The 26,734-nt window shown below is 73.8% G+C and carries 24 protein-coding genes and 1 pseudogene; 14 read left to right on the top strand and 11 right to left on the bottom strand.

Features of this window, described 5'->3' with window-relative positions; translation table 11 throughout:
* Nucleotides 1–25: 25 nt before the first annotated feature.
* The 4 genes from EAO70_RS12295 to EAO70_RS12280 form a co-directional block, all read right to left on the bottom strand.
* Nucleotides 26–517: a GNAT family N-acetyltransferase gene (locus EAO70_RS12295; protein ID WP_222723463.1), complete on the bottom strand. Its 492-nt coding sequence runs from the start codon at nucleotides 515–517 to the stop codon at nucleotides 26–28.
* 124 nt (nucleotides 518–641) lie between these two features.
* On the bottom strand, nucleotides 642–2,291 hold the full coding sequence (locus EAO70_RS12290) for a transporter (RefSeq protein ID WP_148003056.1): 1,650 nt from the start codon (nucleotides 2,289–2,291) through the stop codon (nucleotides 642–644).
* Nucleotides 2,291–3,211: an ABC transporter ATP-binding protein gene (locus EAO70_RS12285; protein ID WP_148003055.1), complete on the bottom strand. Its 921-nt coding sequence runs from the start codon at nucleotides 3,209–3,211 to the stop codon at nucleotides 2,291–2,293. The genes EAO70_RS12290 and EAO70_RS12285 overlap by 1 nt, the downstream gene beginning before the upstream one ends.
* Before the next feature lie 76 nt (nucleotides 3,212–3,287).
* A complete protein-coding gene (locus EAO70_RS12280) occupies nucleotides 3,288–3,974 on the bottom strand; it encodes a bifunctional DNA primase/polymerase (protein ID WP_148003054.1) in 687 nt (228 codons plus the stop codon).
* Between the two features lie 258 nt (nucleotides 3,975–4,232).
* Between EAO70_RS12280 and EAO70_RS12275 the strand changes: the two genes are divergently transcribed.
* Nucleotides 4,233–5,615 carry a transcriptional regulator gene (locus EAO70_RS12275; RefSeq protein ID WP_148003053.1) on the top strand — a complete coding sequence of 461 codons (1,383 nt, stop codon included), beginning with the start codon at nucleotides 4,233–4,235 and terminating at the stop codon, nucleotides 5,613–5,615.
* A gap of 123 nt (nucleotides 5,616–5,738) precedes the next feature.
* On the top strand, nucleotides 5,739–7,238 hold the full coding sequence (locus tag EAO70_RS12270; protein WP_148003052.1) for a hypothetical protein: 1,500 nt from the start codon (nucleotides 5,739–5,741) through the stop codon (nucleotides 7,236–7,238).
* A 40-nt stretch (nucleotides 7,239–7,278) separates the two neighbouring features.
* Here the strand turns inward: EAO70_RS12270 and EAO70_RS12265 are convergent, their stop codons facing one another.
* On the bottom strand, nucleotides 7,279–8,595 hold the full coding sequence (locus EAO70_RS12265) for an ABC transporter substrate-binding protein (protein ID WP_148003051.1): 1,317 nt from the start codon (nucleotides 8,593–8,595) through the stop codon (nucleotides 7,279–7,281).
* Nucleotides 8,596–8,763: 168 nt separating this feature from the next.
* Between EAO70_RS12265 and EAO70_RS12260 the strand changes: the two genes are divergently transcribed.
* Nucleotides 8,764–9,210 carry an SCO4402 family protein gene (locus EAO70_RS12260; RefSeq protein ID WP_148003050.1) on the top strand — a complete coding sequence of 149 codons (447 nt, stop codon included), beginning with the start codon at nucleotides 8,764–8,766 and terminating at the stop codon, nucleotides 9,208–9,210.
* A gap of 60 nt (nucleotides 9,211–9,270) precedes the next feature.
* Nucleotides 9,271–10,122 (top strand): formyltetrahydrofolate deformylase, encoded by an 852-nt coding sequence (gene purU / locus EAO70_RS12255; protein ID WP_148003049.1) that lies wholly within the window; start codon nucleotides 9,271–9,273, stop codon nucleotides 10,120–10,122.
* A gap of 67 nt (nucleotides 10,123–10,189) precedes the next feature.
* Here the strand turns inward: purU and EAO70_RS12250 are convergent, their stop codons facing one another.
* Both EAO70_RS12250 and EAO70_RS12245 read right to left on the bottom strand, forming a co-directional pair.
* Nucleotides 10,190–11,470 (bottom strand): maleylpyruvate isomerase N-terminal domain-containing protein, encoded by a 1,281-nt coding sequence (locus EAO70_RS12250; RefSeq protein ID WP_187283860.1) that lies wholly within the window; start codon nucleotides 11,468–11,470, stop codon nucleotides 10,190–10,192.
* Complete coding sequence (locus EAO70_RS12245) at nucleotides 11,467–12,048, bottom strand: sigma-70 family RNA polymerase sigma factor (protein WP_148003048.1); 582 nt, start codon at nucleotides 12,046–12,048, stop codon at nucleotides 11,467–11,469. Before EAO70_RS12245 ends, EAO70_RS12250 begins: the two co-directional genes overlap by 4 nt.
* A gap of 179 nt (nucleotides 12,049–12,227) precedes the next feature.
* On the opposite strand from EAO70_RS12245, the pseudogene EAO70_RS12240 reads away from it, so the two are divergent.
* Nucleotides 12,228–12,584, top strand: a pseudogene (locus tag EAO70_RS12240) (STAS domain-containing protein); the annotation flags it as partial.
* A 73-nt stretch (nucleotides 12,585–12,657) separates the two neighbouring features.
* Here the strand turns inward: EAO70_RS12240 and EAO70_RS12235 are convergent.
* Nucleotides 12,658–14,166, bottom strand: a complete 1,509-nt coding sequence (locus EAO70_RS12235; protein WP_148003046.1) for a class I adenylate-forming enzyme family protein — start codon at nucleotides 14,164–14,166, stop codon at nucleotides 12,658–12,660.
* A 145-nt stretch (nucleotides 14,167–14,311) separates the two neighbouring features.
* Between EAO70_RS12235 and EAO70_RS12230 the strand changes: the two genes are divergently transcribed.
* From EAO70_RS12230 to EAO70_RS12215, 4 genes are all read left to right on the top strand, one after another.
* Nucleotides 14,312–15,520 (top strand): amidohydrolase family protein, encoded by a 1,209-nt coding sequence (locus tag EAO70_RS12230; RefSeq protein ID WP_148003045.1) that lies wholly within the window; start codon nucleotides 14,312–14,314, stop codon nucleotides 15,518–15,520.
* Nucleotides 15,520–16,656, top strand: a complete 1,137-nt coding sequence (locus EAO70_RS12225; protein WP_148003044.1) for an acyl-CoA dehydrogenase family protein — start codon at nucleotides 15,520–15,522, stop codon at nucleotides 16,654–16,656. The genes EAO70_RS12230 and EAO70_RS12225 overlap by 1 nt, the downstream gene beginning before the upstream one ends.
* Nucleotides 16,657–16,664: 8 nt before the next feature.
* Nucleotides 16,665–17,534 (top strand): acyl-CoA dehydrogenase family protein, encoded by an 870-nt coding sequence (locus EAO70_RS12220; RefSeq protein WP_148003043.1) that lies wholly within the window; start codon nucleotides 16,665–16,667, stop codon nucleotides 17,532–17,534.
* 355 nt (nucleotides 17,535–17,889) lie between these two features.
* Nucleotides 17,890–18,360, top strand: coding sequence for an ATP-binding protein (locus EAO70_RS12215; RefSeq protein ID WP_148003042.1), 471 nt, complete (start codon nucleotides 17,890–17,892; stop codon nucleotides 18,358–18,360).
* A gap of 73 nt (nucleotides 18,361–18,433) precedes the next feature.
* Here EAO70_RS12215 and EAO70_RS12210 read toward each other — a convergent pair whose 3' ends face one another.
* Nucleotides 18,434–19,360 carry a cyclase family protein gene (locus tag EAO70_RS12210; RefSeq protein WP_148003041.1) on the bottom strand — a complete coding sequence of 309 codons (927 nt, stop codon included), beginning with the start codon at nucleotides 19,358–19,360 and terminating at the stop codon, nucleotides 18,434–18,436.
* Nucleotides 19,361–19,461: 101 nt separating this feature from the next.
* On the opposite strand from EAO70_RS12210, the gene EAO70_RS12205 reads away from it, so the two are divergent.
* From EAO70_RS12205 to EAO70_RS12195, 3 genes are all read left to right on the top strand, one after another.
* Nucleotides 19,462–20,490: an SDR family NAD(P)-dependent oxidoreductase gene (locus tag EAO70_RS12205; protein WP_261992827.1), complete on the top strand. Its 1,029-nt coding sequence runs from the start codon at nucleotides 19,462–19,464 to the stop codon at nucleotides 20,488–20,490.
* Nucleotides 20,487–21,536 (top strand): Zn-dependent alcohol dehydrogenase, encoded by a 1,050-nt coding sequence (locus EAO70_RS12200; protein WP_148003040.1) that lies wholly within the window; start codon nucleotides 20,487–20,489, stop codon nucleotides 21,534–21,536. The genes EAO70_RS12205 and EAO70_RS12200 overlap by 4 nt, the downstream gene beginning before the upstream one ends.
* A 66-nt stretch (nucleotides 21,537–21,602) precedes the next feature.
* The gene (locus EAO70_RS12195) at nucleotides 21,603–22,847 is read left to right on the top strand and encodes an MFS transporter (protein WP_148003039.1); all 1,245 of its coding nucleotides are present in this window, start codon (nucleotides 21,603–21,605) and stop codon (nucleotides 22,845–22,847) included.
* On the opposite strand, the gene EAO70_RS12190 is transcribed toward EAO70_RS12195, so the two are convergent.
* Nucleotides 22,781–23,803: a GlxA family transcriptional regulator gene (locus tag EAO70_RS12190; protein ID WP_148003038.1), complete on the bottom strand. Its 1,023-nt coding sequence runs from the start codon at nucleotides 23,801–23,803 to the stop codon at nucleotides 22,781–22,783. The two genes, EAO70_RS12195 and EAO70_RS12190, sit on opposite strands and share 67 nt — an antisense overlap.
* A gap of 73 nt (nucleotides 23,804–23,876) precedes the next feature.
* Here EAO70_RS12190 and EAO70_RS12185 point away from each other — a divergent pair, with 73 nt between their 5' ends.
* Together EAO70_RS12185 and EAO70_RS12180 are read left to right on the top strand one after the other, a co-directional pair.
* Complete coding sequence (locus tag EAO70_RS12185) at nucleotides 23,877–25,124, top strand: MFS transporter (protein WP_410091265.1); 1,248 nt, start codon at nucleotides 23,877–23,879, stop codon at nucleotides 25,122–25,124.
* Between the two features lie 122 nt (nucleotides 25,125–25,246).
* A complete protein-coding gene (locus tag EAO70_RS12180) occupies nucleotides 25,247–26,575 on the top strand; it encodes an MFS transporter (RefSeq protein WP_261992826.1) in 1,329 nt (442 codons plus the stop codon).
* On the opposite strand, the gene EAO70_RS12175 is transcribed toward EAO70_RS12180, so the two are convergent.
* On the bottom strand, nucleotides 26,572–26,734 hold a 163-nt coding region (locus EAO70_RS12175), incomplete at its 5' end, for a flavin reductase family protein (RefSeq protein WP_148003440.1). The two genes, EAO70_RS12180 and EAO70_RS12175, sit on opposite strands and share 4 nt — an antisense overlap.

Below are 26,734 nucleotides of genomic sequence, written 5' to 3'. Positions count from 1 at the left end.
GCCGCCGCCGGATCACCCCGCCCGATCACGCCGCCGCGGGCCGCCACACATAGCGGACGTCCGGCTCGCGCTCCTCGTTGCGCTGCCCGTCGGTCCGTTCCGCCTCGACGAAGCCGTGCCGCTCGTAGAACCGCCGGGCCGGCCCGTTGACCTGGAACGTCCAGAGCCCCAGGCCCTCCGGGCGCTGCCGCTTGGCCAGCTCCACGAAGCGGTCGCCGAGCCCCCGGCCCTGCCAGGACGGGTCGAGGTACAGCTGCTCCAGCTCCCCGTCGTCGAGGACGAGCAGCCCCACCACGCCGGCCTCCCCGGCCACCGCCACCCAGGTCTCGTACTCCGGCACGACGACATGGGTGAACCAGCCCCGCACCGCCTCGTCGTCGTGCGCGCGGCGAACAGTCGGCAGCGCGGTCCCGAAGGACCGCAGCCACACCTCGGCCGCCGCGGTCGCGTCGGCCGGTCCGGCGCGCCGTATGTGGATGTCGATGCCGCGGGAAGTCCTGGAAGTCTCAGAGGTCACGGTGCGCGAGGATCGCAGACCACGGGCCGCCCCGCATCCGAATTGAGGCCGGGGTGCCCTGCAACGGACCGCCCCCGACGGCCCGCCCGGGCGGGCCGTCGTGTCGGTCCGGAGCGTCCGGCGACTACCCCTTGCTGACCGCCGCGAGGATCTCCGGCAGCCGCTTCACCGTCCGCGGCGCCGCCACCCGGAGGCCGAGCAGCACCAGGAGCGCGCCGTAGAGCGTGCCGGCCGGGAACAGCAGCCAGAGCAGCGACTGCTGGTCGGAGACGTGCAGATAGATCGTCGCGCCGATCAGGGGCGCGCACAGCAGCGGGGCCGTGAGCATGCCGCCCAGGATCGACATCCACGCCAGGGCGCCCTGCCCGGGGGCGACGTTCTTGTAGCCGCTGTCCTGCGGGATCGAGTACGGGAAGACGGCCGAGACCACCGAGCCCGTCGCCAGCATCGCGCCCAGCAGGCCGAGCGCCAGGCCGACGGCGTCCGGGAGCCGGCTCCACTCGCCGAGGACGGCGACCGTGACGACCGTGACGAAGACCGCGTACGGGAGGGTGACCAGGAGCAGGGCCAGCGTCCGCGCCCGCAGCTCGGCGTACGCGTCGGCCGTCGTCGAGATGGTCTGGGCGACCATCCAGAACGCCGAGGTGTCCTGCCCGAACTGGTTGTACATCAGCATGCCGAGCATCCCGGACGCGAAGCACGCCCAGTAGATCGAGCCGGTGCCCTGGAGCGCGTTGACCAGCGGGACGATCAGACCGAGCGCGAGCGAGGTCACGGCCCCGGCCTTGGTCTTCGGGTCGCGCCACAGGTAGCGCAGGCTGCGCTCCATGACCGCTCCCGTGCGCCCGTCCGGCAGGACGCGGGCGAGCAGCCCCCGGCCGGACCTCTCCTTGACGGCCGCGTCGGAGCCCGCGCCGATCGTCGACCCGTCGGGCTCGACCATCAGCCGTACGAGGCTCCGCTGCCACCAGTACGCGAGCGCCGCGAGCGCGGCCGCGGTGAGCAGCAGCCGGGCCGCCGCCACCGCGTGGTCGCCCTGGCTCGCGGAGTCGACCGCGGCGATCGCGGCGGCCGGCGGCAGCCAGCCGACGACGGCGGTCGCCGGTCGCAGCGACTCCAGTCCGCCGGCCTCGCCCAGGCGCTGGGCGCCGAAGTTGACCACCTGGATGCCGACGGCGATGACGAGGCCGCTGAGCAGGGCCAGGTCTCGGCCCTTGCGGGAGGTGAGCAGCCGGATGTTGGCGGCGGCCACGGCCCGGGACAGCGCCACGCAGGTGACCGCGGTCAGCGGTACGGCGAGGACGGCGACGATCGTGCCGGCCGCGCCGTGCGCGACGGACAGCGCGGCGCCGAGGGCCAGGACGAGGGTGAGGACGGGGCCGACGGCCACGAGGGAGGCCACGAGCAGTGCCCGGACCAGCGGCCGGGGCCGTAGCGGCAGCATGACGAGCCGCGACGGGTCGAGGGTCTCGTCACCGCTCGGGATGAACAGCGGCATGACCGCCCAGGCGAGCGCGAGGGCTCCGGTGAGCAGGATCGCGACGTCGGCGGCGTCCGCGTGGCCCCGCAGGAGCACGAAGCCCAGCACGAGGGCCGCGGCGAAGAAGGCGCCGAAGACGATCGAGACGATGTACGCGGCCGTGCGGCTGCCGGACTGCCGCAGGCTGTTCCGCAGCAGGCTCAGCTTGAGGCGTACGAAGACGGAGGTGAGGGAGGGGACGTGACCGGCCGGGCTCGCGGTGCCGGTGGTGGCCGCGGTCGGGAGGACACTCATCACTGAGCCCCGCCCGAGACGCCGGCCCCGCCCGGAGTACCGGTGCCACCCGCGCCGCCCGAAGCGCCGGCTCCACCCGAAGCGCCGGACCCGCCCAGCCAGTCCAGCGAGTCCCCGGCGGCCGCGCGTCCGTTGGCGCCGACCAGTTCCAGGAACGCCGCCTGCAGAGAGGGCGCGTCCCCCCGTACCTCGGCGAGGGTGCCCTGGGCGCGGATGCTGCCCGCGGCCATCACGGCGACCCAGTCGCAGAGCGACTCGACGAGCTCCATGACGTGGCTGGAGAAGACGACGGTGGCGCCGGAGGCGGTGTACCGCTCCAGGACGCCGCGGATGGTCTGCGCGGAGACCGGGTCGACGCCCTCGAAGGGTTCGTCGAGGAACAGCACCTCCGGGTTGTGCAGGAGGGCCGCCGCGAGACCGATCTTCTTCCGCATGCCGGTCGAGTAGTCGACGACCAGCTTGTTCTGCGAGCCGGTCAGGTCGAGGACGTCGAGGAGCTGCGCGGCCCGCTTGTCGACCTCGGCGCCCGGCAGCCCCCGCAGCCGGCCGCTGTAGGCGAGGAGTTCCCGCCCGGACAGCCGCTCGAAGAGCCGCAGGCCCTCGGGCAGGATGCCGATCCGGGCCTTGACGCGGGCGACCGACTCGGGGTCGGCCCACACGTCGTGCCCGGCGACCTGGATGCGTCCCTGGTCGGGCCGGAGCAGGCCGGTGATCATCGAGAGGGTGGTGGTCTTGCCGGCGCCGTTGGGCCCCACGAGCCCGATGAACCGGCCGGCGGGCAGCTCCAGGCCGATGCCGTTCACCGCGATCTGCCGGCCGAATCTCTTCCACAGGCCCTCGATGCGCACGGCGGGCGCCGCACCGTCCCCCGGTGCGGCGCCCGCCGCCTCGAATGCCCCGTCAAATGCCTGGTCAGGCATGGTCTGTCTGCCCCTCGTCGGTCCCCGTGTGCCTTACCGGACCCACCCTAAGGGCGGGACTCACGGGGACCCAGGGTCATGACGCCCGGCTTCGCGCCTCCGCGGCCTCCCGGCCGCACGCGTACGCGAGGGCGCTGACGAGTTCCTCGGCGTCGGGGAGCCAGCGGTTCGCCGGGGTGGGGCGCCGGGCCCACTGGACGGCGCCGCTGCCGCCGACGCGGGTGGGCGGGGCCGCGACGTAGTGGCCCTCGCCGCGGGTGGTGAGGTCGATGGAGGCCGGCGCCCAGCCGAGCTTGCGGACGAGGTCGGGCACCTTGGCCGCGGCGCCGGGGAGGACGAAGAAGAACATCCGGCGGTCCGGGGTGCAGGTGACCGGGCCGAGCGTCAGCTCCATCCGCTCCATCCGGGCCAGCGCCAGGAAGCCGGCGGACTCGGGCACCTCGATCGCGTCGAACGTACGGCCCGTCGGCAGCAGGATCGAGGCCTTCGGCTGCTTCGACCACATCCGCCGCGCGCCGACGCCGCTGCCGGTCGCGAGGGTCGACCAGTCGGGCTTGACCGCGTGGGCGCCGGGCAGGGCGCACGCCTCCGCCCCGCAGGAGCAGCGCTCCCGGCCCTCGACGGCTTCCAGCCAGGTCCCGGGAAACACGTCCCAGTGCCGCTCTTCCGCGTACCGCACGGCACTGTCCAGCAGCAGATCGCCGCGCTGCTGGGGGATCTGTGCGGCTTCCGTGACTCCGATGGTCTCTTCCACGTGGAACACAACTTCCCCCGTCACCTGGGGTTACGGCCAGGGCGCGGAGCGGTGTGAGGCATCGATCCTGCACGCGGGGCGCATCGGTGCACGCGCGGGGGCGCGCGGAGGGCCGGGGAGCTGGGGCGGGTACGGACAGGTGGGGGCGCCGGTGGCGAAGCCGCAACCGACGTGTCCGGTTTCGCGTGTTCACATCGGCATTGACCGGATATTCGCCGGGCAGTGATCTGTTCTCCGATGATCACCGCACGGCCTCAGGGGGTACTCATGGCAGCCAGGCCACTCGTTCCGCGTCAGCTCAACGAACGGCTCCAGGCGCTCATCCAGGAGGCCGGCTGCTCCAACGCCGGCCTCGCCCGCAGGGTCAACATGGTCGGCGCGGAGCGCGGCCTCGACCTGCGGTACGACAAGACGTCGGTGGCGCGCTGGCTGCGGGGCCAGCAGCCGCGCGGCCGGGCGCCGGGGGTCATCGCCGAGGCCCTGGGCCGCAAGCTGGGCCGCACGGTCACCATCGACGAGGTCGGCATGGCCAACGGCCGCAACCTCGCGGCCGGGGTGGGCCTCCAGTTCGCGCCGACCGTGCCCGGCGCGATCGAGCAGGTCTGCGAGCTGTGGCGGAGCGACGTGGGCCGCCGGGACTTCCTCTCCGGCTCCGCGGTGGCGGCCTCCGCGCTCGTCGAGCCCAGCAGGGACTGGCTGATCACGGGCCCGGACGCGCACGTGGCCCGGATGGCGGGGGCGCGCGTCGGGGTGGCGGACGTCGCGGCCGTACGGGAGATGACGGCGGCGCTGGTCGACCTCGACCGGCGCTTCGGCAGCGGGCACGTGCGCCCGGTGGTCGTCCACTACCTCAACAGCGTGGTGTCGGGCATGCTGTCCGGCTCGTACCGTGAGGCGGTGGGGCGGCAGCTGTTCGCCGCGGTCGCCCGACTGACCGAGCTCGCCGGGTACATGGCGGTCGACACGGGCGAACCGGGGCTCGCCCAGCGGTACTACATCCAGGCGCTGCGGCTCGCGCAGGCCGCGGGGGACCGGGGGTACGGCGGTTACGTCCTCGCCGCCTCCATGAGCCACCTCGCCGCCCAGCTCGGAAACCCGAGGGAGATCGCCCAGTTGGCGCGGGCCGCGCAGGAGGGGGCGCGCGGGAAGGTGCCGCCGCGGGCGGAGTCGATGTTCCACGCGGCGGAGGCGCGCGGGCACGCCCTGCTGGGGGACCTGAGTGCCTTCGAGACGGCGGCGGGCCGTGCCGTACGGGCGCTTGAGCAGGCCGATCCGGACGCGGGCGACGACCCGGTGTGGATCGCGCACTTCGACCAGGCGTATCTGGCGGACGAACTGGCCCACTGCTACCGGGACCTGGGGCAGGCGGAGGCCGCGGCGCGGGCGGCGGAGGAGTCGATCGCCGGGCATCCGGAGACGCGCGCGCGGCGCCGGGCGATCGGCCTGGCGCTGCTGGCCTCCGCGCAGGTGCAGCAGCGTGAGGTGGAGCAGGCCTGCCGTACGGGCACCCGTGCGCTCGAACTGCTGGGCACGCTGCGGTCGTCGAGGGGCGCGGAGTACCTGGACGACCTGAGGGAGCGCCTGGAGCCGTACGCGGGGGAGGCGGTGGTACGGGAGTTCGGGGCGCGCGTGGAGCTCTACGCCGCGTAGTCCCCGGTGGGGGCGGTGCCGTTCGAGAAGGTGGTGTAACCGGGCTCACACGTATGTGCGGAGCCCCGGGCGCACCCGGTAGCGTGGGCCGACGATTCCGTAGGTCCATCAGTAGGAGTCCCGGTGACGCAGAACGGACAGGGTCCGGAGCCGCAGTACCCGGCGGTGCCCCCGGCGCAGAACGCTTCAGGGGGAGCACAGCCGTACGGTGGCGCCTGGGGTCCCGCCGGCGCGGCGCCGGGCGGGCAGCCGCTGCCGCCCGCGCAGCCCCTGCCCCCGGAGGCGGCGCCGGGCGCGGCCGACATGCAGTCCACCCAGTACCTGCCGCCCGTTCCGCCGCAGCCCGGCTACGGCTACCCGGGGCCGGGCGCTCCCGGCGGCGCGGACCTGCAGGCGACCCAGCACATCGCGCCGGTCCCGGGCGGGATGCCGCCCGCCCAGGGCGGGATACCGCAGGCGCCCGGCCCGCAGCCGGGCTACGGCTACCCGCAGCAGGCGCCCGGCCCGCAGCCGGGCTACGGCTACCCGCAGCAGGCGCCCGGCGCGATGCCGCAGGGCGGGCAGGGCGGCGGGTACGGCTATCCGCATCCGGCCGCCGACCTCCAGTCCACCCAGCACATCGCGCCGGTGCCGCCGCAGCAGCAGGGCGGCGGCGCCCACACCCAGTTCCTCGGCACCGGATCGCACCAGGCACAGGGCCCCGGGCCCGCGGGCGCCTCCGACGCGACCCAGTACATCGCCCCGGTGCCGCCGCAGGAGCCCGGGGAGCGGCAGCCGCCCGCCGAGTTCGACAACCTCTTCCGCACGGAGTCCCCGCGGGCGCCGCAGGCCCCGCAGACGCCGCACGCGCAGGCCTACCGGCAGCCCGCCCCGGCCCCGTACCAGCAGCACCAGCAGCAGCACCAGCCGCCGGCGCCCCCGCAGCAGTACGCGTACCAGGACGCCTACTACGACGGCGGCGGCGACGAGCCCCCGCGCCGCAAGTCCCCGGTCGCGCTGATCGCCGCCGTCGTCGTCGGCTGCGCCGTCGTCGGTCTCGGCGCCGGCGCACTGCTCAGCGGCGGCGACGACGACAAGGAGCCGACGAAGGGCTCCGAGACCGTGGCGGAGAGCTCCACCGCCCCGTCGGGCGAGGCGACGAGCGCGCCGGCCGAGAAGCCGGCCGACCCGGCCGAGGGGCAGGCGCAGGAGCTGAGCAAGCTCCTCGCGACCAGCAGCAGCAGCCGGGACACGGTGATCAGCTCGGTCGAGTCCATCAAGCAGTGCAAGAACCTGGACAAGGCCGCGAGCGACCTGCGGGGGGCCGCCGAGCAGCGCCGCGGCCTGGTCACCCGGCTCCGTTCGCTGTCGGTCGACAAGATCCCGGACAACCCGGCGCTGACGGCCGCGCTCACCAAGGCCTGGGAGGCCTCGGCGTCCGCGGACGACCACTACGCGGCCTGGGGCGACCAGATGAAGTCGAAGAAGGCCTGCAAGGGCGGCAAGGCCCGCTCGACCTCGCAGCTGGCCGCGGCGAACAACAAGAGCGGCGAGGCCACCGCCGCCAAGAAGCAGGCGGCCTCGCTGTGGAACCCGACGGCCGGCAAGTACGGCCTGGAGAAGCGGACGTACACCCAGCTGTAGGCGCGGGGTCCCCGCCGCGTGCTCCGCGGCGGGGAGGGGCTCAGGGGGCGCTCAGCACGGTCTCGCCGACGTCGACGAACCCGGGCCGCTGTGCCACCAGCCGCCCCTCGCGCACCACCTGGAACGTCACCTCGCGGTTGATGATCCGGGGGAAGCCCGGGGCGCCGAGCAGGTCCTCGTACTTCCAGCGGAGGGCCGGGGTCAGACCGCCGGTGTCGATCCGCGCGCCCCGGTCGAGGGCGTACGCGATCTGGGTGGCGGTGATCTCGTCGCTGTCGAGGGACGCCACGACCTCCTTGAGCACCGTGTAGGCGATCCAGGTGGTCTGGACGCCCGTGTCGGCCGGGTCGACCCGGTTGTCGGCGAAGGCGTGGTCCTGGACGACCTTGCGCATCGGGGCCCAGCTCCTGTCGGACGCCTCCGGGTACCAGCCGGTGACGAACGCGCCCTCGAAGGGGCTGTGCGCGCCGCCGGTGCGGTCGATCACGGGCTGGCCGACGCTGCCGAGGACGGACGAGATCCGCACGCCGTCCGCCCGCCCGCCGGATCCGTCGCCCTCGCCGCCGTCGGCGGCGCCCCCGTCACCGCCCCCGCCGTCCGCCCGCTCCGGGAGGCGGCGGAAGGAGTCGAAGAAGGTCTGGGTGCGCTCGCCGAGCACGGCGGTGACGCAGCCCTTCTCGTCGCCGGCCTCCTCCCTGGCCCGGGAGGCGGACTCGGTGTACTCGGCGGCGTCCTCGACGGCGGGGATGTCGACGGCGCCGCGGTGGCTCGCCTTGCGGAGGCCCGAGTTGAGGAGTTCGGGGAGCTTGTCGCCGGCGAGGGTGTCGGGCCGGACGAGGGAGACCGCGCGGCAGGACGCGGCGAGCTGCATGCCGTGCCCGGCGACGAGGGAGGCCTGGCCGCCGTTGACGGGGTAGGACAGCGGGCTGGTGAACTCGTCCTCGGAGATCCCGTAGCCGCCGATGTACGGGATGCCGGCGGCCTCCAGCGGGGCCATGAAGGCGCGGCCGTGCTGGCTGTACGAGCCGACGACCGCGACCACCTTCTCGCGGACGGCGCGGCGCGCGCAGTCGGCGGCGCCGGTGGCGGTGTTGTGCTCGTTGCAGGTGAGGACGCGGAGCTCGTGGCCTTCTATCCCGCCCTGGGAGTTGACCCAGCGGGCGAAGGTCTGGGCCATCGCGGGCATTCCGGGCATGTTGGTGGCACGGGTCTGGTCGGGAGCCCACGTCATGACGGTGATGGGCTCCCTGGAACCCCCCGTGGTCCCAGGGAGCACGCCACACCCGGTGAGCAGCGAGGCTCCGGCCGTCGCGGTCGTGACGTACGCGAGGAGTGAGGTCAGTCGCCGTCCGGTCATGGACACGCACATTTCCGCCCCACGGGTAACGGGGGAGTGAGCACGGATCAACGCGGGGTGACGTGACGGTGAATTACGGGGGCGGAGAGGGGGACGTACGATCGAAAGGTGTCCAGTCCAGTCTCCGGTTCGGTGAACTCTTCCCGTCGCGGCCGTCGCTCCTCCACCATGGGCGGCATGCCGCTCAACGACATGCCGTGGTGGCGCTGGCGCAGCAACGTGCGCTCGGCGCTGCACATGCTCTCCGACCCCGGGTTCCACGAGACCACCTGGCTGGCCGGCCTCGACGGGTACGGCGACGTCACCGACGCCGTCTACCGCCTGGTCGAGGACACCTGGCTCGACAACTGGTCCGCCGAGAAGTACGTCGGCTCGATCTTCCGCGACACCGGCGAGGCCGCCCTCGTCGACGTGGCCGTCCTCCGGGTGCTGCGCATCATGCACCAGGTGGGCCCCGACGCCCCCGTCTCCGCCTACCTCCAGCACCCCGGGTGGCCGGAGGCCGTACGGGCCGCCCGCGAGGCCCACGTCCACCTCGCGCGGGCGGACGGGGAGGACCCGGACACACCGCCGCGCTCCCTCGACGTGCTGCACATCATGACGGGGTCCGTGTGACGGGGTCCGTCTGACGGACGGTGGGTCCTCGCGCCGCTCCGGATGTGGCAGGCTGACGGGATGACCGACCAGTATGTCCTCACCCTCTCGTGCCCCGACAAGCAGGGCATCGTGCACGCCGTGTCGAGCTACCTCTTCATCACCGGCTGCAACATCGAGGACAGTCAGCAGTTCGGAGACCGTGACACCGGGCTCTTCTTCATGCGGGTCCACTTCTCGGCCGAGGCCCCGGTGAACGTCGACAAGCTGCGGGCGAGTTTCGTCGCGGTCGGCGACTCCTTCCAGATGGACTGGCAGATCCACCGCGCCGACCAGCGCATGCGGGTCGTGCTCATGGTGTCGAAGTTCGGCCACTGCCTGAACGACCTGCTGTTCCGCTCGCGGCTCGGGGCGCTACCGGTCGAGATCGTGGCCGTGGTCTCCAACCACACCGACTTCGCTGAGCTCGTCGGCTCCTACGGGCTGCCCTTCCGGCACATCCCCGTCACCCGGGACACCAAGGCGGAGGCCGAGGCCGAGCTGCTCGACCTGGTCCGCGAGGAGGACGTCGAGCTGGTCGTCCTCGCCCGCTACATGCAGGTCCTCTCCGACGACCTCTGCAAGCAGCTCTCCGGGCGGATCATCAACATCCACCACTCCTTCCTCCCGAGCTTCAAGGGCGCCAAGCCCTACCACCAGGCGCACGCGCGCGGTGTGAAGCTGATCGGCGCGACCGCCCACTACGTGACGGCCGACCTCGACGAGGGCCCGATCATCGAGCAGGAGGTCGAACGCGTCGCCCACGACGTGACCCCGGACCAACTGGTCGCGATCGGCCGCGACGTGGAGTGCCAGGCGCTGGCCCGCGCGGTCAAGTGGCACGCGGAACACCGCATCCTGCTGAACGGCCGCCGCACGGTGGTCTTCGCGTAGGAAGCGCGTGGGGGCGCCGGGGCGTCGGCAGTCACCTGGCGCGCGCCTGGCGCGCCCGGCCCGCCTCCTACAGCCGGCTGAGTGACGCCGCCGCCGACAGGACGTCCCTGATCGCCTCGCGGTCGCCGTCCTGTCCCGCCGCGGCCTCCTCCGGCGAGATGTGGCCCGCGACCAGCTGGCAGAACTCGACCCCGTCCATCGCCACCTGGGCCACCGCCTGCGCCGGGGAACCGAGCGCGGCCGGCGAGTCCAGCGCGATGTACCAGTGGCCGCCGCCCACGCCCTCCACCTCCAGATGGAGCGAGCGGCCCGGTGCGCCCGCCGCGACCAGACGGCGGGCCGGGGCGGCGAGCCCCGCGCGGCGCCGGTTGGCCAGGGCGCCGGGGAGCAGCCGCGCGGCCAGGTCGATCATGCCGTGGAGATGCGCACCGCTCGGCGCGGCGTACGGGTACGCCACCGCGTTGGCGATGTCGTCCGCGTGCACCCAGCACTCGAACGCCCGCTCAAGGAGCGAGTCCCGCAGCGGCAGTGCGAAGTCCTTGTAGGTGACGGTCAGGTCCGCGACGCCCCGCCCGGCGAAGGACACCGTCCGGATCAGCGTGTGGCTCTGGTCCCGCCACGGGCCGCGGATGGAGCGGTTCGGCGGCCGGTCGAGGCCGGACCAGAAGGCGTCCGTCCGCTCCGACGGCGAGAGTTCCGGGGTCCCCGTGCCGAGCGGGTCGTCCAGCCCGAGCGCGGCCGACACGAGTCCGTCCACCGCGAGGAGATGGCTGATGACCCCGGCGACCGTCGCCTTCCGGCGGACGATCCGGCCCTCCTCGTACCACTTGAGCCGGACCGGCGCGTGCCACTCCGACTCCCCGATGTCCCGGAGCAGGGCGTCGAGCCGTGCGGTCTCCGCGTCGTACGGCGTGACCCAGTCCGGGACCGGGATGCGGGCCGGGCGTCGGCCCAGGCAGTTCTCCAGGACCCGGGACCGCAGCAGCGGATCCAGGTCCAGGTCGCGGTCCTCGTGCAGCAGGGCGACCGCGTCGCGGAGCCGCAGCGCCTCGTCCGCGCACGGCGCGCAGACCGTCAGGTGGTCCTCGACGGCTTGGGTCTCCCCGGGCGAGCAGGCCGAGAGCGCCCAGGCTCCGAGCAGGGACTTGAGCACCCCGTGGGTCAGCACGGGCACCTCGGGCTCGGCCGCCGACTCCTCAGCCTCGGGATCCGCCGCGGGTTCCTCCTCGACCGGTGCTCCGGCCGGGTCGGCCGTCAGGTCGGCGTGGTCGTCCGCCGCCCGGCGGGGTCCCGGTATCCACGGGGCGCGTGCGACGTCGTCGCCGTCGTCGCCGTTCGCCCGGGTCACCGCGTGCGTCCGTAGCCGGGCGGGCCGCCGCCGTCGGCGTAGGGACGGTTCGCGGAGGAGAGCAGCTGGAGGCCCAGGCGCAGCCGCCGGCGGGCCTCGTCCTCGGTGACGCCGAGGTCGGCCGCGGTCTGCCGGTAGTCCCGCCGCTGGAAATAGGCCAGTTCGAGCGCGGCCCGGAGCGGGGTCGGCATCGAGGTCACGATGTAGTCGGCACGGGCCGCGACCGAGGCCCGCCGCACCTTCTGCTCCAGCTCCTCGGCCGAGCCCCGGCCCGTCTCCGCGTAGGCCGTCGTCTCCGCCTGCCGCAGCCGGTGGACGGCCTGCCGCTGGGTCAGCCGGGCCACCCACGAGCGCAGGTTGCCCTGCTTGGGGTCGTACGCGTCGGGGTTCTCCCAGATGTAGCCGAAGACCTCGCGGGTGATCTGGTCGGCCGCGTCGTCGTCGCCCAGGACCCGGTGGGCGAGGCTGTGCACCAGGGCGGCGAACCGGTCGTACAGCTCGCCGAGCGCGGCCGCCTCGCCGCGCGCCAACCGCTGCTGCATCCTGCGGTCCCAGCGCGGTGGTGTGTCCATCGCCATGCGACCCTCGCCCCTCCCGGCTCCGGCGGCTTCCCGTCCGTACTCCAAAGTAGTGCGCCGGGCGGACGGCGTACGCATGTTTGCCGCAACTGCGCCCTTGACGCGGACGGGGATGGTAAGGAAAGCGTCATCCTCGGATTCACGGGTTTCGGGTCGCGCTCAGGGGGCAGGCGCCCGGCGTGACGACGATCGAGGTCGACGAGAACGAGTACGGCGCCTGGACGGTGCTCCGCGTGCGGGGCGAGATGGATCTGGTCACCTCGCCCCGGATACGCAAGAGCGTCCACGCGGCCGTGGCGGGCGGTCGGCACGACCTGGTGATCGATCTGTCCGGCGTGCGGTTCTGCGACTCCAGCGGCGTCGGGGTGCTGATCGCGACCCGTCGGCTGCTCCGCTCCTGCGGGGGCCGGCTGCGCCTGATCCTCCCCGACGAGCAGGACGGCCATGTGGCCCGGGTACTCGCCGCGCTCGGCGTCCAGCGCCTCTTCGAGGTGTACGAGGACGTGCCGGACGCGCTGCCGGAGCCTGCCGGGCCTGCCGGTACCACCGGGCCGTCTGCGCCCGGCGGTTCTGCCGGGGCTTCAGGGGCGGACTTCCCCGGGCAGCGGGTCAGCGACCGAATCGCTCCCTGAGCCGGTACTTCAGCACCTTCCGCAGGGTCTCGTTGCGGGGGAGCGCGGCCACCACCTCCAGCTGCTCGGGCAGCTTGTGCACGGACAGGCCGGCCTCCCGCAGGAAGGCGGTCACCGCCGGCAGGGTGAGCGGTCCGGCTCCCGGGGGCTGTTCGACGACGGCGCAGACGCGTTCGCCGCGCTCGGGGTCCGGGAGTCCGACGACGGCGGCGTCGCCGACGTCCGGGTGCCGGTGCAGGAGGTCCTCGATCTCCTTCGCCGAGATGTTCTCGCCCTTGCGGATGATGATGTCCTTGACGCGGCCGGTCAGGACGAGGTGCCCGCTCGGGGTGAGGTGTCCGACGTCGCCGGTGACGAGGAAGCCGTCCTCGTCGAAGGCGGCCGCCGTCGCCGCCGGGTCCAGATAGCCCCGGCAGACGGCCTCCCCGCGGAGCAGCACCTCGCCCGAGGGGGTGATCCGGATCTCCATGCCGGCCGGCGGGCGGCCCTCGGTGGTCGCGAGGTTCTCGTCGGTGTCGTCGGGCGCGCCCATGGTGATCATGGGGACCTCGGTCATGCCGTATCCGTGGGTGAGCTGGCAGCCCAGCTCCCGGCGTACCGCGTGGTAGATCTCCGGCGGCTTCGGCGCGCCGCCGCCGGCGAGCAGCCGGAGGGTGGGGATGACGGGTTCGCCGGGGTTCTTGCGCTGTTCGCCGAGGAACATCGCGTAGAAGGCGGTGGAGCCGCCGGCCACCGTCACACCGTGCCGCCGGTACTCGGCGAGGGCCTCGGGCAGTGCGAACTGCTCGAACATGACGGCGGGGAAGCCGTACAGCAGCAGCATCACCGTGTAGTCGGGCCCGGCGATGTGCGCGTACGGGAAGGCCATCGAGCCGACGTCGGAGGCGGTGAGCCGGAGCGCGTGGGCGAGGCAGGAGCCGCCCGCGAGGAGTGAGCGGTCGGTGTGCAGGACGCCCTTGGGGTCCGAGGTGGTGCCCGAGGTCCAGTAGATCCAGCGGACGTCGGTCCCGGAGGAGGGCGGCGGGGGGAGCACCGCGGGGTCGCCGTCCGGGAGGGAGTCGGGGTCGTACGCCTCGAAGACGCCGCGGGCGCCGAGCCGACGGGCCATCTCCGTGTGGTCGAATCCGCGCCAGGTGCCGGGGACGGCGAAGAACTCGGCCTTGGACTCGCGCAGCGCGAAGCCGACCTCCTTGTCCCGGTAGAAGGGGATGACGGGGGTCTGTACGGCTCCGAGGCGGGCGAGCGCGAAGGAGAGCACCGCGGTCTCGATGCGGGTGGGCAGCTGCCAGGCGACGACCGTGCCGGGGCGCACGCCCCGGGCGTACAGGCCCGCGGCGCAGCGCTCGGCGCGCTCGCGCAGGCCGCCGAAGGTGAGGACCCGGTCGCCCTGGAGGAGGACGGGCCGGTCGGGGGTGAGGGCGGCGCGGCGCTCGACGAGCTCCCAGAGCGTGCGGGACCCGCCCAGGGCGTGTGCGGTCTGATCCATGACCGGACTCCTCTTGGCTGACGTTCCGTCAGATCGTGCGGCGAGCGTAGAGGCCGGGCGCTTGTCGGTCCAGGGGTGCGGGGCTAGCCTGATGCCGTCAGATCTGACGGTCCATCAGAAAAGTCCTGAGAGACATGGAGGGGTCATGACGGAACTGCCCCGCATCATCAGCGTCGACGACCACGTGATCGAGCCCGCCCACCTCTTCGAGACCTGGCTCCCGAAGAAGTACCGCGACCGCGGACCCCAGCCCCTCACGGCCGGCATCGGCGAACTCGCCTACGTCGCCGGCAAGTACCGGATCACGATGGACCCGGACGGCCCGCCGACCGACTGGTGGATCTACGAGGACCTCAGGTTCCCGTACAAGCGCAACATCGCCGCCGTCGGCTTCGACCGCGACGACATGACCCTGGAGGGGATCACCCGCGCCGAGATGCGGCGCGGCTGCTGGGACCCGAAGGCGCGCCTCGCGGACATGGACCTCAACCACGTCGAGGCCTCCCTCTGCTTTCCCACCTTCCCCCGCTTCTGCGGCCAGACCTTCGCCGAGGCGCACGACAAGGAGGTCGCCCTCGCCTGCGTCCGCGCCTACAACGACTGGATGGTCGACGAGTGGTGCGGCGGCAGCGGCGGCCGGCTCATCCCGCTCTGCATCATCCCGCTCTGGGACATCGACCTCGCCGTCGCCGAGATCCGCCGCAACGCCGCCCGCGGCGTCAGAGCCGTCACCTTCTCCGAGATCCCCACCCACCTCGGGCTCCCCTCCATCCACTCCGGCTACTGGGACCCCTTCTTCGCCGTCTGCCAGGAGACCGGCACCGTCGTCAACATGCACATCGGCTCCAGCAGCCAGATGCCCGCCGCCTCGCCCGACGCCCCGCCCGCCGTCCAGGCCTCGCTCAGCTTCAACAACGCGATGGCCTCGATGATGGACTTCCTCTTCAGCGGGGTCCTCGTGCGCTTCCCCCGGCTCAAGCTCGCCTACAGCGAGGGCCAGATGGGCTGGATCCCGTACGCCCTCGAACGCGCCGACGACGTCTGGGAGGAGCACCGCGCCTGGGGCGGCGTCCGCGACCTGATCCCCGAGCCGCCGTCCACGTACTACTACCGGCAGATCTTCTGCTGCTTCTTCCGCGACAAGCACGGCATCGCCTCGCTCGACGTCGTCGGCCGCGACAACGCCACCTTCGAGACCGACTACCCGCACGTCGACTCGACCTTCCCGCACACCAAGGAGGTCGCCCTCGACCACGTGCGGGGCCTCGACGACGAGACGGTCTACAAACTCATGCGCGGCAACGCCATCCGCATGCTCGGCCTCGACCTCGACTCCGACCGCCGACCCGCCTGATGGACCTCACCGGCACCGACGAGGAGGAGGAGTTCCGCGCCCGGCTCCGGGACTGGCTCACCGCCGCCCTGCCCGGCCTCCCCCCGCGCCCCGACCCGCTCGACTGGCCCGCCCGCCGGGCGTACGACTGCGGCTGGCAGCGCCGGCTGTACGACGCCGGATACGCCGACGTGCACTGGGACGCCTCCCCGACCCAGCGGCTGATCTTCCTGGAGGAGACCGAACGCGCCGGGGCGCCCTACGTCGGCGCCAACTTCGTCGGCCTCCTCCACGCGGGCCCGACCATCGCCGCCGAGGGCACGCCCGCCCAGCGCGCCCGCTGGCTCCCGCCGGTCCTGCGCGGCGACGAGGTCTGGTGCCAGGGCTTCAGCGAACCCGGCGCCGGCTCCGACCTCGCCGCGCTGCGGACCCGCGCGGTCCGCGACGGCGACGCCTACGTCGTCACCGGACAGAAGATCTGGACCTCGCACGCGGAGGTCGCCGACTGGTGCGAACTCCTGGTGCGCACGGACCCCGAAGCGACCTCCCGGCACCGGGGCATCACCTGGCTCGCGATGCCCATGGACGCCCCCGGCGTCACCGTACGGCCGCTGCGCACCCTCGCCGGCTCCACCGAGTTCGCCGAGGTCTTCCTCGACAAGGTGCGCGTCCCCGTGGAGAACCGGGTCGGCGAGGAGAACGACGGCTGGCGGGTCACCATGGTCACCCTCTCCTTCGAACGCGGCACCGCCTTCGTCGGCGAGGTCGTCGCCTGCCGCCGCCTTCTCGGCGAACTCGCCCGCACCGCCCGGAAGAACGGCACCTGGGACGACGCCGTCCTGCGCCGCCGCCTCGGCAGGCTCACCGCCGAGTTCCAGGCCCTGTGGCGGCTCGTCCAGGCCAACGTCAGCGAGGCCCGGGCCACCGGCGGGGTGCCCGGCGCCGGCGGCTCGGTCTTCAAACTCCACTACTCGCACGCCCGCCAGGAGCTGTACGAGGCCGCCGCCGCCGTCCTCGGACCCGATGCCCTGGACCTCGGCCGCGACTGGACCCTCGACCGGCTGTCCTCGCTCGCGTACACCATCGCCGCCGGCACCTCCCAGATCCAGCGCAACATCGTCGCCGAGCGCATCCTCGGCCTGCCGAAGGGCCGGTGACCCCCGCCGTGGACTTCCGACTCACCGAGGACCAGCGGGCCCTGCGGCGCGGGGTACGGGAGCTGCTCGCCCGCCGGTTCGACCGCGCGGCGCTCCGGGAGGCCGTGGACACGCCCGCGCTCGACCGCGGCCTGTGGCGGGAGCTCGGGGACGCCGGGTTCTTCGCCCTGCGGCTGCCGGAGGACGAGGGCGGCGTGGGCCTCGGCCTCCCCGAGGCGGTGCTCCTCTTCGAGGAGGCGGGCCGGGTGCTGCTGCCGGGACCGCTGGTGGCGACCCACCTCGCGGCGGGCACCGTGCCGGGGGCGGCGGACGGCACCGCCGTGGTGACGGCCGCCTCGGAGGGGCTGGTGCCGTGGCTGGACGAGGCCGACGTGGTCTCCGGGGACGTGACGGGCGCCGTGCCCCTGCGGTCGGTCGATCCGCTGACCCCGCTGCACCGGGTGCCCGCGCGCACGGGCGCGTACCCGGCGGTGGCGGGGGAGGCGGTACTGCTCCATGCGGCCGAGCAGGTCGGGAGCGCCGGGCGGACCACGGAGGCGGCCGTCGCGTACGCGCGGGAGCGGGAACAGTTCGGGCAGGTGATCGGCGGCTTCCAAGCCGTCAAACATCTGTGCGCGGGCATGCTGGTGCGGGCCGAGCTGGCCCGGGCCGCCGTCCGGGCCGCCGCCGTCACCGCCGATCCGGTCGAGATCGCGGGGGCCAAACTGCTGGCCGACGAGGCCGCCGTCGGGAACGCGCGGGACTGTCTCCAGGTGCACGGCGGCATGGGCTTCACCTGGGAGGCCGACGTCCATCTGCACCTGAAACGGGCGTGGGTACGGGCGCGGCTGGGGATGACGGCCGAGCGGGCGGAGGAGGCGGTGGCGGCGAGCCTGTAGCGCTCCGCGACATCCCGACGACGGAACGTCGATATCGGGTTGTGTCCTTCGGCGGGGCCGTCACGGCCCGGAGTCGGCCCCCGGCTCCGGTACGCTCCGTGAGATGCGAGTGACCGTCGGCCCGGAGCGTCCCGGTGCCGCCCCCGGGGCGGCCCCGTGGCCGGGAATGCCCGGCGCTCGCACCCGGCGTTCGACTACTCGCAGCGTGCGTCGCACAGTATGGACCACGCGTACTCCTTCGCGCTGGAATATGCCCGAAGCGCTTGTTGCGGTGACTGTACGTCAACCATGCTGTCCCACAAGGGAATCACGTTCCGTGAAGGTGTGTTGTCCGCCGGTTCGGATGGTGTGAGCGGTGCAGGTGCTTCAGGTTCAGTTGGAGGTCGGGCCCGACCCGGCCGAGGTGGGGCGAGCACGGAGGTGGGCCCGGTCGCGGCTCGCCGGCTCGGGCATAGGTGAAGACGACACGCTGGCCGAGACGCTGGTGCTGCTCATCTCCGAACTCGTGACCAACGCGGTGGTGCACACCGGCTGTCCGGCCGTCCTGCGGATGCTGTTCGCGGCGGAGGGCGGGGTGCGGGTCGAGGTGGCGGACGCGAGCGACCGCCCGCCGCGGCCCCGGCACGCGGAGGGCGACGACACCAACGGGCGCGGCCTGGAGCTGGTCGACGGCCTCGCGGACCGGTGGGGCTGGCAGCCCGAGGGCGTCGGCAAGAGCATCTGGTGCGAGGTGGATCCGGCGCCGGCCCCGGCCCCGACCACGCCTCCGCAGAGTCGGGGGCCCGTGCCGGGGCCGTCGATGACGCCCGGCCGGGTTCCCTGCTGACGGGTCCCGAACGGACGCGCCGCCGACGGTCCGCCGCCTGGTGCCACCGGGCGGCTCCCTCGTGTGCCGTGATTCAGAGGATGGCGACCGGTGCCACCGGTGTGCCCGTGCCGCCCACGAAGGGCTCGGGCATCGCGACGAGCAGGAAGGCGTGGCGCCGTTCTTGTGCACAGGCTGTGGACAGGGATTCCAGATTCCAGTTCTGCCCCTGGAGCATCCCCATCTCCACCAGGTGGAGGGCGTGCACCGGCATCCACAGGTCCTCGATCTCCGGCGGGAAGATCTCGAAGGTGAGGGTGTCGTTGGCGACGGCCGCGACGTCCCGGGCGTGGAACCACTCCGGCGTACGGATCGACAGGCCCGGTGACGGGAAGGCGTACCCGTGCTTGTCCCCGGCCAGGTACGACCGCATCTGACCCGTCCGTACGAGCACGATGTCGCCCGCCCGGACCGTGACGCCGCCGAACTCGGCCGCCTCGTCGAGGTCCTCCGGGGTGACCGCGTGGTCGCCCGGCAGCCGGTCCAGGCCCTTCGCCGCGGCCACGTCCAGCAGGACCCCGCGGCTCACCAGCCGGCGGACCGTGTGGATGCCGCTGAACTGCGAGCGGCCGTGCGCGGTGATGGTGGTGGCGGGGCGGCCGTTGTAGATGCGGCCCGAGTGGCTGACATGGGTCAGGGCGTCCCAGTGGGTGCCGGACTGGAGCCCCAGGGTCACGGCGTCGTCGCTGGTGGCGATCGTGCCGGGGCCGAAGAGCTCCTGGTTGATCTGCACCATCACATGGAGCGGGTTGACCCGCCCCGGGATCATGCCGGTCTGGACGCCGTCCTGCTCCAGGTCGACGGCGAGCGGGACGCGGTGGCCCGTGCGGACGGTGGCGACGGCGTCGCGCACGATCTCGTCCGTGACGAGGTTGAGGGTGCCGATCTCGTCGTCATGGCCCCAACGGCCCCAGTTGTTGACGCGCTTGGCGATCTCATGGAATGCGGCGGGCAGAGACATCGGGGGCCTCCGGGGTCTTGTTCTCCGGTATCTGACGGGCCGTAGAATCCCGTCTAGCAGAGAATCTAACGGACCGTCAGAAACTGCGGGAGGGACCGGACGTGGGGAACTTCTTGGCTGGCAAGGTCGTCGCCGTGACGGGTGCGGGACGGGGCATCGGCCGCGCCGTGGCCCTCGCGTGCGCCGCCGAGGGCGCGAAGGTCGTCGTCAACGACTACGGGGTGTCGATCGAGGGCGGCGAACCGACCTCCGAGATCGCGCAGTCGGTGGTGAAGGAGATCGAGGCGGGGGGCGGTACGGCGGTCGCGGTCGCCGACGACATCTCGACGATGGCCGGCGGGCAGCGGATCGTCGACGTCGCACTCGCCGAGTACGGACGCCTGGACGGGGTCGTGTGCGTGGCGGGCATCCTGCGCGAGCGGATGCTGTTCAACATGTCCGAGGAGGAGTGGGACCCGGTCGTCGCCACCCACCTGAAGGGCACGTTCACGGTCTTCCGGGCCGCCTCGGCGGTCATGCGCCGGCAGCGGACCGGCACCCTGATCGGCTTCACCAGCGGCAACCACCAGGGCTCGGTGGCGCAGGCCAACTACTCCGCCGCCAAGGGCGGGATCATCTCCCTCGTACGGTCGGCGGCCCTCGGCCTCCACAAGTACGGGGTGACGGCCAACGCCGTGGCGCCCGTGGCGCGGACCCGGATGTCGGCGAACGTCCCCATGGAGCTGACCGAGATCGGCGAGCCGGAGGACGTGGCGGCCCTCGTCGTCTACCTGCTCTCCGAGCGGGCCCGCGCGGAGCGGATCACCGGACAGGTCTACACGATCGCCGGACCGAAGATCGCGGTCTGGGCCCAGCCCAGGGAGCTGCGCGCGGGCTACGCCGAGGGCGGCTGGACGCCGGAACGGATCGCGGACTTCCTGCCGGGCACGGTCGGGACGGACCCCATGCCGATGCTGGCGCGCCTGGAGGAGATGGCCCGGGCCGCGGCCGCGGGCGACCGCCCCAACGCGGGGGCGGCCCCCGGCGCCGAGGCCCGTACCGGGGGCAGCGAGGCTCGTACCGGCGGCACCGGGGCCCGTACCCCCGACACCGCGACCCGTACCGGCGCCAGTGGGGAGAACGGCTCATGAGGGGTGTGGTGTTCGACGGGAGGCAGGTCCGGGTCGTCGACGACCTGGAGGTGCGCGATCCCGGCCCGGGCGAGGTGCTCGTGGGGATCGCGGCGGCCGGCCTGTGCCACAGCGACCTCTCGGTCGTCGACGGGACCATCCCCTTCCCCGTCCCCGTCGTCCTCGGGCACGAGGGCGCCGGGGTCGTCGAGGCGGTCGGGGCAGGCGTCCGGCACGTCGTCCCCGGCGACCACGTGGCCCTGTCGACCCTGGCGAACTGCGGGACCTGCGCGGACTGCGACCGGGGCCGGCCCACCATGTGCCGGAAGGCCATCGGGAGGCCGGGGCGGCCTTTCTCCCGGGGCGGGAGCCCCCTCCACCAGTTCGCCTCGAACTCCTCGTTCGCCGAGCGGACCGTCGTCAAGGCGGTCCAGGCGGTGCGGATCCCGCCGGACATCCCGCTGACCTCGGCCGCGCTGATGGGCTGCGGCGTCCTCACCGGCGTCGGGGCCGTCCTCAACCGGGCGAAGGTCGGGCGCGGCGAGACGGTCGTCGTCATCGGCACGGGCGGCATCGGGCTGAACGTCCTCCAGGGCGCGCGGATCGCGGGCGCGCTGACGATCATCGCCGTGGACACCAACCCGGCGAAGGAGGAGGCGGCCCGGCGGTTCGGGGCGAGCCACTTCCTCACCTCCACCGATGGCGTACGGGACATCCTCCCCACCGGCGCCGACCACGTCTTCGAGTGCGTGGGCCACACCGGGCTCGTCCGGACGGCGATCGACCTCCTCGACCGGCACGGCCAGGCCGTCCTGCTCGGCATGACGGCGCCCACGGCGGAGGCGGGCTTCCTGCCGGCGGCGATGTTCCTGGACAAGTCGATCCTGGGCTGCCGGTACGGCTCCTCCCGCCCGCAGCGCGACATCCCCCTCTACGCCGAGCTGTACCGCTCGGGCCGTCTCCTCCTCGACGAACTCGTCACCACCACCTATCCGGTGGAGGACTTCGGGAGGGCGGTGGAGGACATGGAGGCCGGCAAGGTCGCCCGCGGGGTCCTCACCTTCTGACCGTGCCACCGGGCCGCCGGCGAAAACGGGGTGAGCCCCGCGGACCCGCCCCGCTACGGTCCGGGGATGTCCTACCGCGAGCTCGTCACCCGCCCCGTTCTCGCCTGGTCCGCCGTCACCCTGGCCGGCCGCCTCCCCGTCGCCATGGCCCCGCTCGCCCTGGTGTTCCTGGTCCGGGAGCGGCCCGGCGGGTACTCGCTGGGAGCCGTGCTCGCCGCCGCGTACGTCCTCGGGGAGATCGTCGCCGCACCCGTCCTCGGCATGCGGCTGAACGCCGCCCGCGCCCGGCCGCAGCTCGCCGCCGGGCTCGGCGCCGGAGCCGCCGGGTTCGCCGGCCTCGGCCTGCTGCCGACCGCGCACCCCGTGGTGCTCGCGGCCCTCGCCGTACTCGCCGGAGCCGGACCGGCCGCCGTGCCCGGCGGGCTGCGCGCGCTCCTCACCTCCCTGGTCCCCGCGCGGGCCGTGACCCAGGCGATGAGCATGGAGTCGATGCTGACCTTCGGCATCTGGGCCGCCGCCCCCGCCCTCGTCACCGGCCTCGCGCTGGGCGTCGCCCCCGCCGCGCCCCCGCTGCTCATGGCCGGGCTGATGGCGGTGTCCGTCGCCGGGCTGCGGGCGCTCCCGCCCGGCTGGCACCAGGAGGCCGGGGACGGCGGCGGGTCGACGCGGCGGGCGCTGCTGCGGGTGTGGCCGGTGTACGTCCTCGGCGCGGCCGGACTGACGCTGCTCGCGCTCGCCGAGCTGATCCTGCCCGCCCTCCTGGAACAGCGCGGCATCGGCATCGGCTGGGCGGGGGCGCTCCTCGCCGGGTTCTCGGTCGGCGCGGCGGTCGGCGCCTTCGTCTACGGCCTCCGGGGGCGCTGGCCGGGCCCGCTGGCGCTCCAGTCGCTCGTCCTGGTCCTCGCCGTCGCCGCGGGCGTCGCCCTGGTCGCCGTCCTGCCCTCGGTGCCGGGCATCGCGGTGGCCCTGACGGCGGCCGGACTCCTCCAGGCCCCGGCGAGCCTGGCCCGGAACCTGGCCCTGCGCGAGCTCCTGCCGCCGTCGGCGCTGGCCGCCGGGTACTCGGTCATGTACGCGGCCGTGGGCGCCGGTTACGCGGCCAGCGGCAGCCTCGCGGGCGGTCTGCTCAAGGTCGCGGCCCCGTCCACCGCCATCCTCTGGGGCGTCGGCCTGACCGTCCTGCTCACCCTGATCGGGGCGGCGGGCGAACGGCGGCTGCTCCGGCGGCGGGACGGGGATCCGTCTCAGGAAGTGACGTCCGCGACGGACCCCGGGCCGGCCGACGCGGCCGTGCGGAAGGTCCGGCGGTAGGACGTCGGCGTCACCCCGATCGCGCTCATGAGGTGCACGCGCAGCGACTGCGCCGTGCCGAAACCGGCGTCCTGCGCGACCCGGTCGACGGGCAGACCGGTGGACTCCAGGAGGTGCCGGGCGCGCTCGACGCGCTGCTGCGTGAGCCACTGGCCCGGGCTGACGCCCACCTCGTCGCGGAAGCGGCGGGTGAACGTCCGTACGCTCATCGCCTCCTGGGCGGCCAGGTCCCGCAGCTGGATCGGCTCGTGCAGACGGGCGAGCGCCCACGCGCGCGCGGTCGTCGTGGTGTGGGTGCCGGCCTCCGGCAGGGGCCGCTCGATGTACTGCGCCTGACCGCCGTCCCGGTGCGGCGGCACGACGGTCCTGCGGGCCACGTCGTTGGCGACGGCGGTGCCGTGGTCGCGGCGCACGATGTGCAGGCACAGGTCGATCCCGGCGGCGACGCCCGCCGAGGTGAGGACGTCCCCGTCGTCGACGAACAGCACGTCCGCGTCCACCCGTACGCGCGGGAAGAGCCGCTGGAAGTGCGCGGCCGAGGACCAGTGGGTGGTGGCCGGGCGCCCGTCGAGGAACCCGGCGGCGGCGAGCACGTACCCGCCGGTGCAGATGGAGACGAGCCGGGTGCCGGGCCGGATGCGGGCCAGCGCGGCGGCCAGCTCCCCGGTGAGCCTGCCCTCCTCGTAGACCGGTCCGAGTTCGTACGAGGCCGGTACGACGACGGTGTCGGCGGTGGCCAGGGCCTCCGGTCCGTGCTCGACGTGGATCGCGAAGTCCGCGTCCGTCCGCACCGGTCCCGCGGCCGTCGCGCAGGTGACGATCTCGTACAGCGGACGGCCCCCGGCGTCCTTCGCGCGGCCGAAGATGCGGTGCGGAATGCCCAGTTCGAAGGGGAGGAGACCGGGCAGCGCGAGCACGGCGACGCGGTGCGGGGGCGGTTCGGGCGACGGCGGCACGGGCGGTGCTCCCTCCGGGATCGGTCGAAATCCAGTGGTGGTGTAGACCACGTGGTGGTAGGTCTACGTCTCCGTGACGGACAACACGTACAAGTCTGAGGCCGCCGAGCGGATTCCCGCCCCGGCCGAGCCGCCCGCACTGTGGAACCGTAACTTCCGGCTCTTCTTCGTCGCCCGGGGCGTCGCCGTCTTCGGCGAGGGCATGGTCCCGGTCGCCTTCGCCGCCGGACTCCTCGGCGCCGGCCACTCCGGCGCCACCGTCGGCTACGCGCTCGGCGGCTGGACCGCCGCCTTCGCCCTCTTCGTCCTCTTCGGCGGCGTCCTCGCCGACCGCTTCACCGCCCGCCGCATGATGATCCTCGCGGATCTGCTGCGGCTGCCCGGAGCGGCCGTCCTCGCCGTCGCCTTCACCGTCGGCGCCCCGCCCCTCTGGGCCGTCTACACGCTGTCCGTCCTCAGCGGCGTCGGCGCCGCCCTCTTCCAGCCGGGCGTCGCCTCCACCATCCCGCGCATCGCCCCCGACGTGCAGCGCGCCAACGCCGTCCTCCGGGTGGTGGAGGCCCTCATGATCATGGCGGGCCCGGCGGCCGCGGGCCTGCTCGTCGCCGTGTGGAGCGCGGGCGCGGCCTTCGCCGTCAACGGCGTGACCTTCGCCGTGAGCGCCGTCTGCCTCACCCTGATGCGGATCGCCCCGATCCCCTCCGACACGCTGCGGCGGGACTCGCTGGGTGCCGAACTGGCCGGTGGCTGGCGGGAGTTCCGGGCGCGAACCTGGCTTTGGGGCGTCATCGCCATCTGGACCGTGTACGGGCTCACCGTCGCCGGGCCCATGGTGCCGCTCACCGCGAGCCTGGTCACCGGGGAGCACGGCTCCGCCGCGTACGGCGTGCTCATGGCCGTCAACGGCGCGGGCAGCGCCGTCGGCGGCCTGCTCGCCCTCCGGCTGCGCCCCCGCGCCCCGCTCGCGGCGGGCGCGGTCGCCCTCCTCGGCCTCCCCGTCAACCTCGCGCTCCTCGGCCTCGGCGCGCCCGTGGCGCTGCTCGGCGCGGGCCAGTTCATCGGCGGCGCGGCCTTCGCCTTCTGGCTGGTGATGTGGTCGACGTCCGTCCAGACGCACGTGCCGCAGGAGGCGCTGAACCGGATGCACGCCTACGACGTGGCCGGCTCGCTCCTGATGATGGGTGTCGGGCGCACCCTGTCGGGCCCGGTCGCGGCGGCCGTCGGCACGGAGGAGGTGCTGCTGACGGGGGCGGGGATCGCGGTCCTCGTGGTGGGCGCGCTGCTGGCGGTGCGCCCGATCAGAACGCTGCCGAGGGCGTGAGCGGTGACGGGGAGCCTCGGCTCCATGCCTCGATGGGTGTCCCGATCCGTGTCCCGATCCGTTCGAAAGCTGTCGTCCGGGCCAATGGTCCGGGGGCGGGGCGGACCGGGATGCTCGGTGGCATGGCCCAGACAACCGAGACGCCGTCCGCCGGCCCGCCCGACGGGCGGGCGCCCCTCCCCCCGCGGCGGCCGCGCCCCCGGCGCACGCCCCGAGTCCACCGCGCCTGGTTCGTCGCGGCGGTCACCTTCGTCACGATCATCGGCGCGGCGGCGTTCGCGTCGCTCCCGGGCCTGCTGATCGAGCCGCTGCACCGGGAGTTCGACTGGTCGCGCGGCACGATCGGCTTCGCCGTCTCCGTGAACCTCGCCCTCTACGGCCTCACGGCCCCCTTCGCCGCCGCGCTCATGGACCGCTTCGGCATCCGCCGGATCGTGGCCGTGGCGCTCTCGGTCATCGCGCTGGGCTCGGTGCTCACGGTCTGGATGACGGCGGCCTGGCAGCTCGTCCTGCTCTGGGGCGTGCTCGTCGGACTCGGCAGCGGCTCGATGGCCCTCGCGTTCGCGGCGACCGTCACCAACCGCTGGTTCACCGCCCGGCGGGGCCTGGTGACGGGCATCCTCACGGCCGCGGGCGCCTCCGGGCAGCTGGTGTTCCTGCCGCTGCTGTCCTGGCTGGTCGAGCAGCACGGCTGGCGCCCAGCCGCGGTGACCGTCGGACTCGCGGCCCTCGCGGTGGTCCCGTTCGTCTGGCTGCTGCTCCGCGACCACCCGGCCGACGTCGGGCTCGCCCCGTACGGCGGGGAGTACGCGGACAAGCCGGCCCCCGTCACGGGCGCCGCCCGCCGCGCGGTCTCGGTCCTGTTCAAGGCGGCCCGCACGGGGCCCTTCTGGCTGCTCGCGGGGACGTTCGCGATCTGCGGTGCCTCGACGAACGGCCTGGTGAAGACCCACTTCGTACCGGCCGCCCACGACCACGGGATGCCGGTGACGGCGGCGGCGGGACTGCTCGCGGTCATCGGTGTCTTCGACGTCGTCGGCACCATCGCCTCCGGCTGGTTCACCGACCGCTTCGAGGCCCGCCGGCTGCTCGCGGTCTACTACGCGCTCCGCGGGATCTCGCTCCTCTTCCTGCCGGTGCTGCTCGCGCCGGCCGTGCACCCGCCGATGCTGTTCTTCATCGTCTTCTACGGCCTGGACTGGGTGGCGACGGTCCCGCCGACCATCGCCCTGTGCCGCGAGCACTACGGCGAGGACTCGGCGATCGTCTTCGGCTGGGTCCTCGCCTCCCACCAGGTGGGCGCGGCGGTCGTCGCGTTCGCGGGCGGTGTGGCCCGCGACGTCTTCGGCTCCTACGACGTCGTCTGGTACGCCTCGGGCGCGCTGTGCGCGGCGGCGGCCCTGATGGCCCTGGTCATCCGCCGTCCCCGGGCCTCCGGCGCCTCCCGCTAGGGTGTGAGCCGCCCGAACCTCCCCCGGTGGAAGAGCAGGGGCTCCCCGTCCTCCTCCGCGCCCAGGGCCGCCACCCGTCCCACCACGATGAGGTGGTCGCCGCCGGTGTGCACGGCGGTGATCGCGCAGTCGATCCAGGCGGGGGCTCCGGGGAGCCCC

Origin of the sequence: Streptomyces sp. adm13(2018), assembly GCF_008042145.1 — a bacterium.
Lineage (GTDB): Bacteria > Actinomycetota > Actinomycetes > Streptomycetales > Streptomycetaceae > Streptomyces.
Note: the sequence above shows the minus strand (reverse complement) of the source record. Positions and strands in the feature narration are given on the sequence as shown.